Here is a 16,368-nt window from a genome sequence, read left to right on the forward strand (position 1 = left end):
CTTAAGTTGATGGGCATGTGATGCTACCCCACATCCATCAACTTAAGGATTTAGACTATTCTTAAACTTAAAAGCACGTTACTATTCTCTTATGTTAATGAGAAAGGGTGACGTGCTTTTTATGAATATGCATCAAAAACAAGAGCTGTCTTTATTTGCCGAAGAGTTATATCGATATATGTCTCCCGCTACACTTAATCAATTAGCTATAGAAGCAGGTGGAATGAAACGAAAACGTAAGTGCCATGGGCACCATTTTTTATCTTTGTGTGTATGGTTAAATCAACAAATCGCTACAACCTCTCTTACTCAACTTTGTAGTCAATTAGAAACTTCAACAGGAATTTTATTAAGTCCTGAGGGACTGAATCGACGATTTAACTCGGCTTCTGTAGCCTTCTTTCGAAATGTATTTACTACACTTCTACAAGCTAAAATTGGAGGATCATCTACAATTTCTCATTCTCTTTCTGCTTACTTTAAGCGGATTCGCATCCTTGATTCTACAACCTTTCAAGTTCCAGATCGATTCGCAGCTACTTATCCTGGTGCCGGAGGCTGTAGTCATACAGCTGGTGTGAAAATTCAATTAGAGTATGACTTGTTGAGCGGAGAGTTTTCTGATGTGAAAATTGAACCAGGAAAACGAAGTGATCAGGCATATGGGGCGACTCGAATGGACATGACACAAAAGAATGAACTATATATTCGTGACTTAGGGTATTTTCGTTTACAAGACTTTAAATCGATCCAAGATAAGGAAGGGTATTATTTATCGCGTCTTAAATTACCAACTAAAATATATAGAAAAGAATTCGAAACAGTGGTATTTAAAACAAAACCTGCTCAATTGAGACCGGTATATATACAAATTCATTTGGAAGACATCATGAACCAATTACAACCTGGCCAAGTGTATGAATTACATGATGTATATGTAGGGAGCAAAGACAAACTACCCACTCGCATTGTGGTTTATAGATGTACAGAGGAGCAAAAACAGAAACGTCTACATGATCGAGCTATTCGTGAAAAGAAAAAAGGGATTACATATACAGAGCGTACGAAACTTTTACAAGGAATTACGGTATATATGACAAACATTCCTACGGAATGGGTACCGAAAGAGAAAATCTATGATTTATATTCACTGCGTTGGCAAATTGAGCTGTTATTTAAAATATGGAAATCTTGGTTTCGAATTCATCGTTGTAAATCTATTAAACAAGAGCGATTAGAATGCCACCTTTATGGACAACTCATTAGTATCCTATTATGTTCTTCTACTATGTTTAAAATGAGAGAACTCCTGTTACGTAAGAAACAGAAAGAACTAAGTGAATATAAAGCGATGTACATAATTAAAGATTATTTCTTACTTTTTCATCAAGCACTACATAAAAACACCCAAGAATTATCAAAGATTCTCCTTCGTCTGTTTAACCTCCTACAGCGAAACGGACGAAAATCTCACAGATATGAGAAAAAAACAGTCTTTGATATTTTAGGTGTTGTGTATGAGTATACCACTTCTGCCCATCAGGTAGCATAGCGAAAAATTTGAAACCCGTCAGGGTTTATTTGATGTGCCTACTTTTATAACATCTATAAAAGATAATAAAAAACTACGTGGAAAGACCGCATTTTGTATAAAAATATACGTTAAGTTGATGGATGTGTGATGCTACCCCTTAATTTATTATTTTTGTGCCCTCCTTCTGGGGTGTGTTTTTAAGTTGATGAGCAAGATAAGGTGCACTCATGTGAGAATTTTGTGAAAAGGTCTATTTGTAAAGGTCATCAACATATAATTACATTGCTCTTATATTAGGAATCGCTGTGAGGATTAAGGGAGGTGAACTTTTTAAAAATAACATCGATTTATTACTTGGGGTGATAAAGTGAGAGAGCAAGAAAAACAAGTATCCAATTCCAATACGACGTATTGGAAAGTAAAAAGAATGCTGGACATGATAATAGGGGTAGGATTGCTTATTCTTTTCTTTCCAATCATGTTGGTAGTTGGAACTTTGATATTAATCTTCAATAAAAGACCCATCTTATTTTTGCAACAGCGCACAGGGCAATTTAATCAAAAATTTACGATTATTAAATTTAGGACAATGGAAAGATGTGATGATAGTAAAGTACATCAGTATAAATGGGATGGGCAGGTGCCAGAAGACTTTGTATTCAAAACCCCGGATAGTTTGCAAGTTACCAAGTTAGGGGCCATTTTAAGAAAATATAGTCTAGATGAACTACCTCAGATAATTAATGTGATAAAGGGCGATATGAGTTTGGTGGGACCGAGACCTGAAATTAGGAACATCACGAAGTTTTATAATGAGACTCAAAAACAAAGATTATTAGTAAAACCCGGAATAACCGGCTACGCTCAAATACAAGGCAGATCTGATATCAATTATGGAATGAAAATAAAATATGATTTATATTATGTGAATCATATTTCGTTTCTTTTTGATTTTAAAATTATTTGTAAAACAATTCTTCAGGTACTCAGAGGTAAAGGGGCGTATTGAAGCAGGTACAAAATTTTGATAAAGGGCTGAACAAGATGAATCTGATTGAATTGAAAGATATATTAAATGTGTTAAAAAAATATACACGCATGATTATAATTACGGTTATCATTTTTACTGTATTGGGCGCTGTATTCAGTTACCTGATTCCACCTGTTTTTCAGGCAAAATCCGATTTATTGGTAAATTATTCATATTCAAAAACTGATGTACAGGAAATTTCAGTGAATGAAATTGATACCAATTTAAGACTGATTGAAACATATAAATATATTTTAACAAGTGATCGAGTATTAGAGAAAGTAGCAGAAGAAATGGGGAACATTCAAACAGTGGAAGACTTAGCAAAACAAATAAGTGTTGAAACAAATACACAATCACAGATCATAACAATTACGGTCCAAGATAGTAGTTATCTAAAAGCAGAGAAACTTGCAAATGCTACGGCTTTAATTTTTCAAAAAGAAATCCAAAATTTAATGAAAATAAATAATGTCCAAATTTTAACGGAAGCGAAAAAAAGTATAAAAGCCGTCCCTATTAAACCCAATCACTTAATTTATACAGTTCTCGCTTTCCTTCTTGGAATAACGGTTTCTATAATTACTGTATTTTTAAAGGAAACAATGTTTGCTACAACTGATTCCATAGAAAGAGTAGAGAAAAACTTGCAGCTTCCGGTACTAGGATTTGTTCCTAAAATTTCACTACGTACTAAAGTGAATCACCAAAAGTTAACTAGTGATCATTTACATTCAAAAACTCTTCCGCAAATCCGTAATAACATTCCTGTTATTGAGTCATACAGAGAAATTCGAAGCAATCTACAACATGCAATAAACCAAGAACAATTGAAAACATTCCTTTTCACTAGTCCAAACCCAGGAGAAGGAAAATCTTTAACAGCTGGAAATGTAGCAATATGTATGGCGATGGATGGTAAAAGAGTCGTTTATGTAGATTCTGATTTACGAAAAGGAGTTGGATCTTTTCTTTTTAATCTACCTGCAAAAAAGGGGCTCACCACTTATCTAGAAGGACGTGCAGATTTAGTAGGAATTCTCCAAACTACAGAAATCCCCAACCTTTCTTTTATAAGTAAAGGAGCCGATGTATACAATCAAGTAGAATTACTGGCATCAAAAAAAATGGAACAATTTCTTGAGCAGCTGAAAGAAGAATTTGATGTGATTATCATGGATTGTCCGTCTTTAATTGTTATGGATGCCGTTTCTATGGCAACAAAAGTAGATGGAAGTATATTAGTTGTACATGCGAAAAAAACAAAATCAGATCACGTTTTAAAAAGTATGCAGACACTTCAAAAGGCACAGGCGCATATTCAAGGACTTATCATAAATTATGGGAAAATCAATAACAAGAAAAAATATTATGAATGAAAGAAGTATGCTGCTTTATATACACAGTGATATTTTCTAAAATTCAGATCATGGAGCAAAGCTGTAGAAACTGCCGTTTAGATGGAATATTAACCAATAGAGAACTAAATCACTTAGCAGAATTTACATCGAAATGATTGAAACATCATTTGATGCATCTCATTTTACCTTGTGTTCCTATGGAAACACATTGTTCATTGTATTTAATTTTTTTATACACTCTTATGAATAATGATTTTAAAAGTATCAAGTCAGTTCCTAAATTAAGGGAGCACGTTATATGAAAATGATTACAAACATAAAAAAATCTGTTGTAAGTAACCATTTTATGAAGAGTTTTTTTATTCTTGCAACTGGGACTGCTATGTCTCATATATTTATCTTATTGGCAACACCCATTTTGACACGTTTATACTCTCCAGAGGAATTTGGAATTTTTTCTATTTATTTATCAATTCTGTATAGTGTATCCGTGATTGCCTCCCTTATGTATGATCAAGCGATCCCCTTATCAGCGGATGATCAAGAAGGATGGGATACGCTGGTTTTATCTTTGATTATTGTTGTCTTCATGAGCCTCTTGATTTTCATGATAGTGTGGTTCCTTCCAATTGAGAAATGGATTACTACCTCTCAGCTTGGTCAATATGCATGGTTGCTAGCTTTGAGTGTTTTAGGCATCGGGTGGTTTCAAGCTTTTAATTCATGGAGTATTCGAATAGGAGATTACCCATCCATATCTAAATCAAAGATTATCATGAATAGCGGACAAATCGTAGCACAAATTACTTTAGGTTTTTTTAATATTGGGATTTTAGGATTATTGGTAGGTGAATTAGTCGGAAGAATTTCAGGGTGTTCAACATATGTAAGGATGATTTCTAAGAATAAACAGCCATTACAAATCTTTAACTTAAAAGGTTTAAAAAATAGTTGTATTCGCTATAAAAATTTCCCTCTTCTATCTAGTTGGTCTGCACTTATCAATGTTTTAGGTTCGCATATACCAGCAATTTTTTTAGCTGTACATTTCGGCCCAGCTGTAGCAGGATGGTATTTATTGGCTGAAAAAATTTTAATTGTTCCAGAAGCATTGGTTGGATATTCAATCAAGCAAGTATATATGTCTCACTCAAGCAAAATTGCTACAAAAACCAGAGAATTTCCCGCTTTATTCTGGTTAACAGTAAAAAAAATGGTTGTAATAAGTGGAATAATAATTGGATGCATCAGCCTTATCAGTCCCTATATCATCCCTGTTCTTTTTGGGGAAGTTTGGACGGAATCAGGCGTTTATTTGCAGATGATTTCGATTTTATATTTCATGAAAATGGTTGTGAATCCAATTTCATGGAACTTTTATGTGCTAGAATCTCAAATGTATCAAATGATTAGTGAAATCATCCGTTTTTCATTCATTTGTGTCTCTCTTATTTTATCTTATTTTTATATGGATAGTCCGAAAACCGCTATTCTCTGTATCAGTGTGTTAGCTTCAGTGGGTTATCTTACGCATGGTTATTTTTCATGGTATGTGATGAAAGTTCATTTTCGAAATGAAGAGAAACGTCTATATTCTAATAAGTTGAAGAAAAAAGGGGTGGAATGGTAAATGCTTCTTCTTAAAGAAAAGGACTGGATTTTAATTTTTCTATTTTTGATCATGTCATTCAGTTCAATTGTATTCATTGAACCTTCACCATACGATCTCCTTCTTTTTTTATTCATCCTTTCCGGTTGCATTTTTTCGTTTTATCGCTTTCATACCACTATAGAAGTACCGTTCCTTTTGCTCCTGTTTTTTCTGTTCGCAAATGTACTTTCTTCATTTTTTATAAAAAATGAAATACGGGCGCTATTTTATTTTAGTGTGACTATCTATCTAGTCGTTTCTTGGCTAGCTATTGTAGGAACATCTTATCGATACAAAAGTAAAATGATTGAAATCATTTTTAAAGGTTACGTTGTAGCGGCATGTATTGCGGTATGGATAGGCGTTTTTTCTTATTTTATTCGTATACCGGCAACCGAAACCTTTCTACAGTTTGGAAGGATCTCATCATTATTTAAAGATCCAAATGTTTTTGGCCCATTTCTGATTCCAGCTGCAGTCTTCACCTTATATAAAGCGGAAGTTTCCTCATCATTCAAAAAAATATTCTGCCTTCTTCTGTTCTTTTTCTTTTTAATGGGCATCTTACTTAGCTTTTCTAGAGCTGCATGGGGAAATTGTATTTTGACATTGGGATGTTATTTTCTACTTATTGGGAATATATCCATAAAAAGAAGAATTATCTCGTTATTCGTTCTTGTATGTATAGGCGTACCTTTCCTGATTTACGTCATTAGTACACCATTAATTGGGGATTTATTAAAGGAAAGAGTAAGTATACAAGAATATGATACCGAGCGTTTTGCCACGCAAGAGGCGGCATTTGGCACAGGTTTTTCTAATGTAATTGGATTAGGTCCTGGGCAAAGTGAGGAAACTTTTGTGATCTCTACTCATAGTCTGTATGCAAGGTTGTTTACTGAAAATGGAATCATAGGATTTGTTTCTTTTGGTACGTTTTTTCTTTTAAGCATAGCAAAGTCATGTAAACGCGCTTTACGTTCTCTCCATCAAGTAAGAGGACTATACGTAGTTATTTTTGCTTCATTAATTGGATTAACCTTTAATAGCTTATTTATAGATACACTGCACTGGCGGCATTTTTGGCTTTTGCTAGCTTTAGCGTGGTGTATGGTGGAAGAGAAAACGGACGTTTCGAAAATGGATCATGACGCAAAGGATGGTGTATGTTTTGAAAATCGTTCAATTCATTACCAAGATGGATGAAATGGGAGGTGCTCAAGTTCATGTCAAATACCTTTCCATGTATCTAAAAAAATTAGGTCATGAAGTTACTTTACTTTCTGGGAGCGAGAATCCTATTTTTTCAGAATTACAACAAAGTGGTGTTATATATCGAAAGATTCCCCATCTTATACGAGATATTCATGTGTTAAAAGATATAAAAGCATTAATGGAAATGAGAAGGATTTTAAAAGAGATACAACCGGATGTACTAGCCGTTCACTCATCTAAAGCTGGATTATTAGGTAGGTTAGCTGGATGGTCACTTGGAATTCCAACCATTTTTACTGCCCATGGTTGGGCTTTTACAGAAGGAGTCCCCCATAAAAAACGAATATTTTATTCTTTGCTTGAAAAAATAGCAGGAATCGTTTCAGCAGGTATTATTACAGTTTCTAATTATGATTGTCAGCTCGCTATTCAAAATAAAATTATTTCTCCTGAGAAGATCAAGATGATTCATAATGGTGTTCCAGATATCACCAAACTTAAACAAGTATCTCAAAATAATAAACAAATCCAACTCATTATGATTGCTAGATTTGCTGAACCTAAAAATCATCGGATACTTGTAGAGGTATTAAGTAGATTGGATACACAAGATTGGAATATCCATTTTGTTGGAGAAGGACCATTAAAAAAAGAAATAGAACTCGAGGTGAAAGAAAAAAATTTATCCAATCAGGTTATTTTTTTAGGAAACCAGGATGATATCCCTGAAATGTTAGCGCGTTCACAAATTTTTATTTTGATCTCTGACTGGGAGGGGTTACCATTAAGTATTATAGAGGCGATGCGGTCAGGTCTTCCTGTAATAGCAAGTCATGTTGGTGGAGTGGAAGAATTGGTTCAAGATGGAAAAACAGGTTTTTTAATTGAGAAAGGGAATACGAAAGTGTTAATGGAAAAGATCAAATTCTTGATGGAAAACACCGAACTTAGAAATGAAATGGGTTTATCAGGCAGGAAAAGGTATACAGAGAATTTTACATTTGAAAAAATGGCCCATGAAACGATTGCGTTTTATCAAACGATAATCAATCAAAAACAGAGTTAGGAATAAAAATTCATAGTTTCAAACACATGACCTTTAAGAGGCAACTTCATTATACAGAGACATAACTCACAAAATTATTAGAACTTTTGAAGATAGAGCTGAATATGAACCCAATGTATCAGTCATTGAGGGGTACTGGAATCGTCAATAGTAAACTTAACAATACACTAACGCAAAAAATGAAAATACCAGTGAAAATATTCCCTTAAACAAAGTGACATGGAAACGATTTAAAACCAAAAGAGCCAAAAATGTGAATAAAAAAGCACTGAAAGGAAATTCTTTAGGGGGGATGAACTTGAAAGTAAAGCAAATTACTAGTATGGAACATCTAATGTGTTATCAAGATGATTGGAATAGAATACTGTCAATCAATCAGAATAATAATCCCTTTATTGAATTTGATTGGATTTATCAATGGTTGCTATATTTTCGGAATTCATACGACATTCAAATTTATGTGGTTGAATATGAAAACCAAGTGATTGCGTTCGTTCCTTTCACAAAACAAAAGAAGAATGTTTATGAATATATTCAATTTGTCGGTTTTAATCAGGCAAATTACATGGATATAGTGGCAGTAGAAGAGTGGAAAGAGCGAGCCATACGTACTGTACTGAATGAAATAATGAATCAACCAAGAACGGTATTCATTCTTCATGGTCTTCTTGAAAGCAAGAGAACGTCCCAAATTTTTATTCGTTATTTTACGGAACAGGGCATCCCTTTTTATACATCTCAAATTGTTTCCCCCTATATTGATTTTGGGAAAATAGAAAATTTTAATGACTTTATAAAGAAAAAAATGAAAAAACATGGAGGAGACCGAAAAGAAAAACGTTTAAAAACGTTAGGAAATGTGACAGTTTATCCACTCAGGGATGACCAATTGGAGGTGATGTTTCAGCTCCATAAAAAACGCTGGAAGATGAAAATGGATACAAGCGGTTTTACCAAAGGGCATACACATGAATTTTATAAAAGTCTTTCACTCATCAAAAATGATGTGTTAGAAACGAAATTAGAGGGGCTCTTTATAGAAAATCATCTGATTGCTTTTTTCTATGGATTTGTTTGTAGAAATCGATATGTATTATATATACTTTCTCATGATGACGACTTTGGTCTGTTTAGTCCTGGTCGAATGTTATTGCATGAAACAATCAAAGATCGATATTTGAATCATGTTACCTATTATGATTTAAGTATCGGATATGAACCCTATAAATTAGATTGGAATACTTGTACTGACAGAGTAAATAAAGTGATTTTTCCAGGGAAAGGATGGGTTGCTCGGATAGGTTTTTGGAGTATCACTTTCAAAGAGAATCTGATTCAAGCCTGTAAAAAAAATTGGAGATTGGTTCATTTCAAGAGAAATACCATGGGAAAAATCAAAAAGTATGTACAAGAATTTAGATTTCCACACTTTAAAAAAATAGTTCACGCAATAGGATTATATATTTTTCAAAAATATGTGTATGAGGTCCATCGAATGAATCGTGACGATTTAAACGCACAAAATGCAACCAATTTCCAACTGTTAACACTTAAAGATATATATAAGTATCCAACAATATGTCAGGGTGATTTTAAAAATATAATGAAAAAACTATATCAAAAACAACAGAGCTATTGTGTAATCAAAAACGATCAAGTATTCAATTGTTTTTGGGTCAATAAAACGGAGGTTCGAATGGATGATTTAGGTATAGTTGAACCGTTAACAAAAAACTCTTTATATGTGTATGATTGGATGTTTTTTGATGGGAATGCGATCGCAGAACTTTTTCAAAAACATAATAACGTAGAGTCGATTTACATTACGATTCCGAATCACTATAAAAATAAAAATATTTTTTATGAACATGGGTTTGTCAAAGAATATCAGATTACAAAAATAAAAATATTGGGATTCTCTTTCATAAAGAAACAATTTTTTCAATGAAAATGGAGTGATTACCATGTTATCCATTTCAAAAAAAATGTATGGTATGAAAATTAAACAAATATTTTTTCTAGAAAAAGATATATTTCCTATTGATTCTAGAATAGACCTTGTTGGGATTACCCAATCCACAATCCCGATGGAAGGCTTAATCCCAATAGAGACGTTACAAAAGGATTTAACAAAAAATGAAGAAGAATTATTTAATGACATTTCAAAGTCAACAAGGAAGCGGATTAAACAAGTCCAAAAAAATGAAAACCTTCAAAAAATCATCCTTACAGAACCTTCTAATCAAGAAATTTTACTGTTTCAGAACTTTTATAATCAATTTGCAAAAAAAAAGAAAACTCATCTTTGTAGTCCATACCATGTAGAAACCTTGAAACTGTTAAGAGACCAACAAGCTTTGATTATAACGAAGATAAAAGATGTACATCAACAACAAACACTATGTTATAGGGTGTATGCAGCTGATGGGAAAAGAGCCATGCCTTTTTACTCTGTTTCTCATTATAGATTAACCCACGACACTCATTTTAGAAAATTAGTAGGCAATGTCCATTGTTTACTTATATGGGAAAACATAATTTGGTTCAAGAATAGAGGGTACCAAATATATGATTCCGGTGGTTTAACGAAGAATCCAAATATCAGAAATTTCAAGCTTAAATTCGGAGGAGAAATCATTACGGAGTATTCTGGTTATCTAGCAAATTCTTTACTGGGAAAAGCGGCACTCCGTATCCGAAAATGGAAGCTAGCTACGAAAAATAGAGGTGAATAACTTTGGTGGATCATGGGATATTGATTGTTTCACTTGATTTTGAGTTATACTGGGGGGTTCAAGATACAATGAGTCTGGAACAGTATAAAGAGAATCTCCTCGGGGTACGCCAAGCGATTCCTAAAATGCTTGAGCTTTTTCAGGCATTTGATATTCATGCGACGTGGGCCACAGTTGGAAAACTATTTTTTGAAACAAAATCTCAATTATTAAGCAATATACCGCTATTAAAACCTAGCTATGAAAATCTCTCTTTTTCGGGATATCACCTTATTAGTCAAATGGGGGATTCAGAGGAAGAGGATCCCTATTATTATGCACCGTCTTTAATTAAAAAAATTTCTTTAGCACCTCATCAGGAAATTGGAACCCATACTTTTTCCCATTATTATTGTTTGGAAGCGGGGCAAACCGATCAAGAATTTGAAGCTGATATCTGTAAAGCAGTCGAAATAGGAAATGCAAATGGAATAAACATTCAATCAATCGCTTTCCCGCGTAATCAAATAAACCCTCATTATTTAGCCGTTTGTAAAAAACTTGGAATTCAAGCATATAGAGGTAATGAAGATTCTTTTATTTATAGAGCAAGTTCTTTCCATAAAAATCAAGCTATTTATAAACGGATTCTGAGATTGGTGGACGCATATGTAAATATAACTGGACATCATATTTATTCCTTACATACCCTAAATACCCAGCCTATTATAAATCTTCCAGCTAGCAGATTTTTACGTCCTTATCATTCAAATGTGAAACTATTTGAGCATTTACGTTTGAAACGGATTACTAATAGTTTAACCAAAGCAGCTAAAGAAAATAAGATGTATCATTTATGGTGGCATCCACATAATTTTGGGATGAATTTGGAGGAGAATCTTCAATTTCTTTCCAAAATATTTGCTCATTACTCTCATCTGAAAAAACAATACGGAATGAAAAGCTATAATATGAACGAAGTGGCTTTTATTATAAGTAATTCTGTTGAATAGACAGACTTACACGATATGAAATAGGTAGACCGGTTGATTCTGTTACAATTTTAAAAAACGGATAATCATGGATTCTTTTTATTTTTATCCGTTTTTTTTAATATTAAAAGTAATCTTATTGTTTGCCTCCAAAAAACCTAATGTCCGCTAATGCTTATTGCGTGATTTGGTTCCATTGCTACACAGACCCCGATTTCAAAATCCTGTATCCTTTAGCAAAATGTTTAAGCAACATGTTGGCATATCTCCTAAAGAATATCGAAAAAAGGTGATATTGGATAAGAAAAATTAGGTAAAATAATTTATCCTTTTAATAATAAGATATTTTGAAGGGAGCAAATTTTTATGGAAACTAATATAATCCAAAAAATTGGACAAATTGGAGTACCTGTAAAAGATTTAAATAGAGCACTAGATTTTTATAAAGAAAAATTAGGTCTCTCACTTTTGTTTAACACTAATAGTATGGCATTCTTTGAATGCAACGGATTGCGTCTCATGTTAACACTTCCAGAAAAAGAGGAATTCGCTCTTTCAAGTTCAGTAATTTATTTTGAAGTAAATAATATTAAAGATACTTATGAACGCTTATTAGGTAAAGAAGTTACTTTTATCGACGAACCACATGTTGTAGCTAAAATGGGACAAACAGAAACATGGATGGTATTTTTTCAGGATACTGAAGACAATACTCATGCATTGCTGAGTGAAGTAGAAGCTTAAGAAAAACAAAAGGAGACCGTCTAAATAACCCGCATGGTCTCCTTCATTTTATGTTAGCCTATGTAGTACTTCATAATCTAGAGTTAGTTTTTAACTTTACTACTTTTTTATAGAGTAGTATTTTTTATGATATCACCGTAACAAAAACGACCATTATTGTTACAATAATTAGTAATAAACTTTTAGTCTAATTAACTTGCATAACGAGCGTAACAAAAATATGTAACAATATTATTTGTAACAATATCCTCATTGAATCGTTTTTGGTACAATGTTTAGTAAGGGAGATGATAAACATGAAGTTTGGTTATATGCGTGTTTCTACATTAGACCAAAATTTGGATCGCCAAAAGAAACAACTTGAAGAGTTTGGATGCGATCGTATTTTCTTCGAAAAAATAACCGGTACAAAACGAAACCGTCCAGAGTTAAATAGTATGCTAGAATTTCTTCGTCCAGAAGATACAATTGTTGTAACAGATTTAACTCGATTATCACGTTCTACAAAAGATCTCATTGAAATCACGGAACATATTTCTCAAAAAGGTGCTCACTTGAAAAGTTTAAAGGAATCATGGCTCGATACAGCAACAGCACATGGAAAAATGTTATTTACTATTTTCGCTGGTATTGCTCAATTTGAACGAGATTTAACTTCTGAGCGGACCAAGGAAGGGATTCAGGCTGCAAGGAAGCGAGGGAAACATCCTGGAAGACCAAAAATGGATGAGGAAAAGATTGATTATGCTTTATATCTTATTAATCAAGGTATGAGTCGTACAGATGCTGCAGAGAAAGCCGGTATCTCTAGAATGACTTTGTATCGCAAGATGCAACAAGATACTATGGCCAACTGATAATCTAATGAAGAAACTGAGTAGTTAAATTAAATAGTTTACAAAGATGTTAGCATGACAAGAAAATACTTCAACCTAACATCCATTGAGCTACGGCATCCTATAGACAAGGTATTTTCTTGTATTTTAGAAAGGAGAAAACTATGTCTTCAAAACGTGCAAGAGAATTATTGACGTCAGAACAGCGTTTAGAGTTTGCATCTATTCCAGAACAAATTAGTGAGTATGAATTAGGAAGTTACTACACCTTGTCCCCTCATGATATAGAAATTATCAAGCGTCATCGTCGAGATCATAATAAGTTAGGATTTGCTTTACAGCTTTGTGTATTGAGATTTCCTGGTTGGACCTTATCAGATATTCAACATATACCCGATTGTGTTGTGAATTATATAGCCAAACAACTCCAAATTAATGCGAAAGAAATACATATATATGCAGAACGTGAGCAAACGAAACATGAGCATCTCGAAGAAATTAGAAGAGAATATGGATTTCGGAACTTCACCATTCGTGAATATCGTGTTGTGTCTCAAGTCTTATTACAATATGCATTAGAGAATGGGAATGCTCTACATTTAATTCAGATAACCATTGAAGAATTAAAAAAGAGAAAAATTATTTTACCAGCTATGACAACAATAGAACGAATGGTATGGGAAGTTCGAAGACGTGCAGAAGTAAAGATTTTTCGATTACTTAATTCTTCTCTAGCTATGGAACATATTCAAAAATTAAACTGTCTTCTACTTCCGATGGAAGACAGTACCAAAACATATTTGGCATGGTTGCGAGAAATACCAAGCTCTCATTCCCCCGATTCTTTTCTCAAAGTAGTTGAAAAACTTGAATATATTCGAAATTTACAATTGCAAATTGACACAAAGACCTTACATCCAAACAGATTACGACAATTATCTAAAATTGGTTCAAGATATGAACCCCACTCTTTTCGAAGGTTTGATGATTCTAAAAAATATGCTATTTTGGTTGTTTATCTTCTAGAATTAATTCAAGATTTGACGGACCAAGCATTTGAGATACATGATCGTCAGATTATGTCTTTATTATCCAAAGGAAGAAAAGCGCAAGAAGAACGACAAAAACAAAATGGGAAATCAATTAATGAAAAAGTGGTTCACTTTGCTAACCTCGGAGAAGCGCTCATTAAAGCTAGAGATGAGGGTACAGATCCTTATATAGTATTAGAAATGATAATGCCTTGGGAAAAGCTAGTTCAATCTGTAGAAGAAGCAAAGCAATTAGCACGTCCAATCGACTATGATTATCTAGACTTATTAGAGAAGAAATTCTACACATTGAGAAAGTATACACCCCTCTTGTTAAAATCATTTGAGTTTCATTCTACGAAATCAGCAGAGCCCTTAATTCGTGCAATTCACACGGTTAGAGAAATGAACGAAACAGGTAAACGGAAAGTACCGGAAGGTGCCCCTCTTGATTTTGTATCAAATAGATGGCAAAAGCACGTATATGATGAAGATGGAACCATTAACAGGCATTATTATGAAATGGCTGTTTTAACTGAACTACGAAATTCTATTCGGTCAGGCAATATATCTATTAGTGGTAGTAGACAACATAAGGATTTTGATGAGTACCTTATTTCAAAAGAAGAGTGGAACGAGATTCAGCCTGGAACATCCGAGTTAGCTGTTAGTCTATCTGCTCATGAATATTTAGAAGAACGAACATCTTCATTATTAAAACGCTTAAAATGGGTGTCAAATCATATAGGCGAATTAAATGGGGTAAGTTTAGAGAATGGTAGACTGCATTTAAGCCGTTTGGAAAAAGATACACCACAAGAAGCAAAAGAATTTAGCTCATCTCTTTATGACTTACTTCCACGTGTGAAGCTCACTGACTTATTAATGGAAGTAGCTCATTGGACCGGTTTCCATGAACAGTTTGTTCATGCTTCAACCAATCGTATTCCAAATGAAGAAGAAACCACTATTCTAATGGCTGCGCTTATGGCATTGGGAACAAACATAGGTATGACAAAAATGGGTGAAGCTACACCTGATATTTCCTATAGACAAATGGCAAATGCAACACAATGGAGGTTATATGAGGATGCAATGAGTAAAGCACAATCTGTACTCGTTAATTTCCATCATAAATTATCTCTTTCCTCCTATTGGGGAGATGGAACAACATCTTCATCAGACGGCATGCGTGTGCAAATTGGTGTTTCTGCACTTCATGCAGATGCTAATCCTCATTATGGTACTGGAAAAGGTGCTACAATTTATCGTTTTGTCAGTGACCAATTTTCAAGTTTTTATACAAAGGTTATTAATACAAACGCTAGAGATGCTGTACATGTCATTGATGGACTCCTTCATCATGAGACAGATTTAGCGATTGAAGAACATTATACAGATACAGCCGGTTATACTGATCAAGTTTTTGGTTTAGCCCATTTACTTGGTTTTCGTTTTGCACCGCGTTTACGAGATCTAGCTGACTCAAAGCTTTACACGATAGGAAAATCTAGTGATTTTCCACAAATAGAAAAATTATTGCGCGGTCAAATCAATATAAATGTTATTCAAAAAAATTACGATGATGTATTACGATTAGCTCATTCTATTCGGAAGGGTACTGTATCTGCTTCTCTTATTATGGGAAAGCTTGGTTCTTACGCTCGGCAAAATAGCTTGGCTACAGCACTTCGTGAGATGGGAAGAATTGAAAAAACAATTTTCATTTTAGATTATATCTCAAGTGAAACATTAAGAAGAAAAATTCATCGTGGATTAAATAAAGGTGAAGCTATGAATTCTTTGGCTAGATCTATTTTTTTCGGAAAACGTGGCGAATTGCGTGAACGTGCGCTTCAGGATCAACTTCAAAGAGCTAGTGCATTAAATATTATTATTAATGCCATTAGTATATGGAATACGGTATATTTAACCAAGGCAATAGAATATAAAAAAGAGAACGGTGTCTTGCATGAAGAATTGCTACATCATATTTCACCGCTTGGCTGGGAACATATCAACTTCCTTGGTGAATATAAATTCAAATTTAAGCAATCAACTACATTAGAAACATTACGACCACTCCGAAAATAAAACACAAAAGCCGAAATTCCTTAACGTGGGAAAATCGGCTTTTTACCTTCCAAAAAATGTCTTAGCGTGGGTTTTATGTCATTTGGTTGGCGGGACCCCT

The 16,368-nt window shown here is 33.7% G+C and carries 12 protein-coding genes and 1 pseudogene; all 13 read left to right on the plus strand.

Annotation, left to right across the window (positions count from 1 at the left end; translation table 11 throughout):
* Positions 1–121: 121 nt before the first annotated feature.
* The 13 genes and pseudogenes from K5S59_RS28600 to K5S59_RS28655 all read left to right on the plus strand — a co-directional run bounded on the left by K5S59_RS28600 (position 122) and on the right by K5S59_RS28655 (position 16,268).
* Positions 122–1,552, plus strand: coding sequence for an IS4-like element ISBce2 family transposase (locus K5S59_RS28600; RefSeq protein WP_001055915.1), 1,431 nt, complete (start codon positions 122–124; stop codon positions 1,550–1,552).
* 349 nt (positions 1,553–1,901) lie between these two features.
* Positions 1,902–2,543 (plus strand): sugar transferase, encoded by a 642-nt coding sequence (locus K5S59_RS28605; RefSeq protein ID WP_308054329.1) that lies wholly within the window; start codon positions 1,902–1,904, stop codon positions 2,541–2,543.
* Complete coding sequence (locus K5S59_RS28610; protein WP_048548475.1) at positions 2,540–3,943, plus strand: tyrosine-protein kinase domain-containing protein; 1,404 nt, start codon at positions 2,540–2,542, stop codon at positions 3,941–3,943. The genes K5S59_RS28605 and K5S59_RS28610 overlap by 4 nt, the downstream gene beginning before the upstream one ends.
* Before the next feature lie 280 nt (positions 3,944–4,223).
* On the plus strand, positions 4,224–5,555 hold the full coding sequence (locus tag K5S59_RS28615) for a lipopolysaccharide biosynthesis protein (RefSeq protein WP_062822400.1): 1,332 nt from the start codon (positions 4,224–4,226) through the stop codon (positions 5,553–5,555).
* A 258-nt stretch (positions 5,556–5,813) separates the two neighbouring features.
* Complete coding sequence (locus tag K5S59_RS28620; RefSeq protein ID WP_140392617.1) at positions 5,814–6,782, plus strand: O-antigen ligase family protein; 969 nt, start codon at positions 5,814–5,816, stop codon at positions 6,780–6,782.
* Positions 6,748–7,857, plus strand: a complete 1,110-nt coding sequence (locus tag K5S59_RS28625; protein WP_048548481.1) for a glycosyltransferase family 4 protein — start codon at positions 6,748–6,750, stop codon at positions 7,855–7,857. Before K5S59_RS28620 ends, K5S59_RS28625 begins: the two co-directional genes overlap by 35 nt.
* A 253-nt stretch (positions 7,858–8,110) precedes the next feature.
* A complete protein-coding gene (locus tag K5S59_RS28630; RefSeq protein ID WP_080454415.1) occupies positions 8,111–9,805 on the plus strand; it encodes a GNAT family N-acetyltransferase in 1,695 nt (564 codons plus the stop codon).
* A gap of 16 nt (positions 9,806–9,821) precedes the next feature.
* Entirely contained in the window at positions 9,822–10,592 is a 771-nt protein-coding gene (locus K5S59_RS28635) for a hypothetical protein (protein WP_048548485.1), read from the plus strand.
* A gap of 5 nt (positions 10,593–10,597) precedes the next feature.
* Positions 10,598–11,584: a polysaccharide deacetylase family protein gene (locus K5S59_RS28640; RefSeq protein WP_153019394.1), complete on the plus strand. Its 987-nt coding sequence runs from the start codon at positions 10,598–10,600 to the stop codon at positions 11,582–11,584.
* A gap of 190 nt (positions 11,585–11,774) precedes the next feature.
* Positions 11,775–11,876 (plus strand): annotated as a pseudogene (locus K5S59_RS30410) (AraC family transcriptional regulator); the annotation flags it as partial.
* Positions 11,877–11,929: 53 nt separating this feature from the next.
* Positions 11,930–12,307: a VOC family protein gene (locus K5S59_RS28645; protein WP_000449612.1), complete on the plus strand. Its 378-nt coding sequence runs from the start codon at positions 11,930–11,932 to the stop codon at positions 12,305–12,307.
* 296 nt (positions 12,308–12,603) lie between these two features.
* The gene (locus K5S59_RS28650) at positions 12,604–13,164 is read left to right on the plus strand and encodes a recombinase family protein (protein ID WP_000668449.1); all 561 of its coding nucleotides are present in this window, start codon (positions 12,604–12,606) and stop codon (positions 13,162–13,164) included.
* A 143-nt stretch (positions 13,165–13,307) separates the two neighbouring features.
* Positions 13,308–16,268, plus strand: a complete 2,961-nt coding sequence (locus K5S59_RS28655; RefSeq protein ID WP_000095762.1) for a Tn3 family transposase — start codon at positions 13,308–13,310, stop codon at positions 16,266–16,268.
* The last annotated feature ends 100 nt before the right edge of the window (positions 16,269–16,368 follow it).

The organism is Bacillus sp. BML-BC051, assembly GCF_019656175.1.
GTDB lineage: Bacteria > Bacillota > Bacilli > Bacillales > Bacillaceae_G > Bacillus_A > Bacillus_A mobilis.